A 1,552-nucleotide genomic window follows, 5' to 3' on the forward strand; every position below is an offset into this window, starting at 1 on the left:
AGCCTCGGCAGCAGCCGCGCCAGCGGCGATGGCCGCGCGGCCGGCGTGGCGGCCGGGGTCGCCGCGACGGCGGCGGGGGCCGGCGGGGGGGCGATCGCGTTCATGGGCTCAGGCCGCCGTCAGCTTCTTGATGGCGAGCGAGTTCAGGTAGGCGGCCGGGTTCTCCGGGTCGAAGACCTTGCCGTCGAAGAAGGTCTCCCGCCCGCGCGACGTGCCGGACGGCGTCTCCGCGTTCGGCACGCCCGCGCGTGCGGCGGCGGCGCGCCAGATGTCCTCCCGGTTGACCTGCTGCAGCAGCGGCGCGGTGTCGAGGCCTTCCGGCAGGATGCCCCAGCGGATGTTCTCGGTGAGGAACCACAGGTCGTGCGAGCGGAACGGGTAGCTCGCATGGTCGCGCCAGAACTTCATGGTGATGTCGGTGTTGCGCAGCGTGCGGCCGTCGCCGTAGTCCACTTCGCCGCGCATCCGACCGATGATGTCGTTCACCGGCACGTTGAACCAGGCGCGGCGGCCCAGGATGTCGCACATCTCCTGCAGGTTCGCCGGCGTGTCGCACCAGCGCGCCGCCTCGATCACCGCGGCGGTCAGTGCCTCCGTCGCGCGCGGATTCTGGGCCACGAAGTCGCTGCGCAGCGCGAAGCACTTCTCCGGATGGTCCTTCCAGAACTCGCCGGTGACGATGGCGGTGTAGCCCAGGCGCTGGTTCACCAGCTGCGCGTTCCAGGGCTCGCCCACGCAGAAGGCGTCCATGGTGCCGACGCGCATGTTGGCGACCATCTGCGGCGGCGGGACGACGATGGTGGAGACGTCGCGCTCCGGGTCGATGCCGCCGGCGGCCAGCCAGTAGCGGATGAACATGTCGTGCGTGCCGCCGCGGAAGGTCATGGCGACCTTGCTGTCGCTGTTCAGCGCGCGCCGCAGCGGCGCAGCGTCCAGCCGCGCGCCGAGCGGCATGTGCTTCGCCGCGACGCTGATCGCCTGGCCGTTGGTGTTCAGCCGCGCCAGCAGCGCCATCGGCACGGGCTGGTTGTTCTGCACGATGCGGCCTGTGTGGATGTGGTAGGCCATCGGCGTCAGCAGGTGGGCGCCGTCGATGCCGCCGCGGCCGCCGCCCAGCACCAGGTTGTCGCGCGTGGCGCCCCAGCTGGCCTGGCGCGCCACCTCCACCTCCGTCATGCCGTGCTTCGCGAAGAAGCCCTTCTCCCGCGCGATGATCAGCGGCGCGCTGTCGGTCAGCGCGATGAAGCCGAGCGTCGCCTTGCGCACCTCCGGCGTGGTGCCGGATTGCGCAAAGGCGCCGCGCGGGGTCGCTGCGCGCGCGGCGGCCAGCAGGGCCGCGGTGGCGGCGATCGCCTGGCGGCGGGTCGGGGCAAAGCCGGTCATGGGATGGGCTCCTTCGGCGTGTCGAGGGCGGGATGCAGCGCGGCGGCGCGCTGCCAGAGGTCCGGACGCCAGGGCGCGAGCGCTGCGGCCTGCGTGGCGGCGTCGGGCAGGTGTCCCCAGCGGCGCATCGCGGCGAACCAGCGCGCCTCGGCCTCGGCGGAGAGCGGGG

1 protein-coding gene is annotated in these 1,552 nt (G+C 72.9%); it reads right to left on the reverse strand.

Translation table 11 applies throughout. The annotated features are described in order from the left end of the window. Positions 1 to 108: 108 nt before the first annotated feature. Complete coding sequence (locus OZN99_RS31240) at positions 109 to 1,383, reverse strand: CmpA/NrtA family ABC transporter substrate-binding protein (RefSeq protein WP_270939091.1); 1,275 nt, start codon at positions 1,381 to 1,383, stop codon at positions 109 to 111. Between the last annotated feature and the right edge of the window lie 169 nt (positions 1,384 to 1,552).

It is taken from the genome of Falsiroseomonas oryzae, from assembly GCF_027856955.1.
GTDB classification, from domain to species: domain Bacteria; phylum Pseudomonadota; class Alphaproteobacteria; order Acetobacterales; family Acetobacteraceae; genus Falsiroseomonas; species Falsiroseomonas oryzae.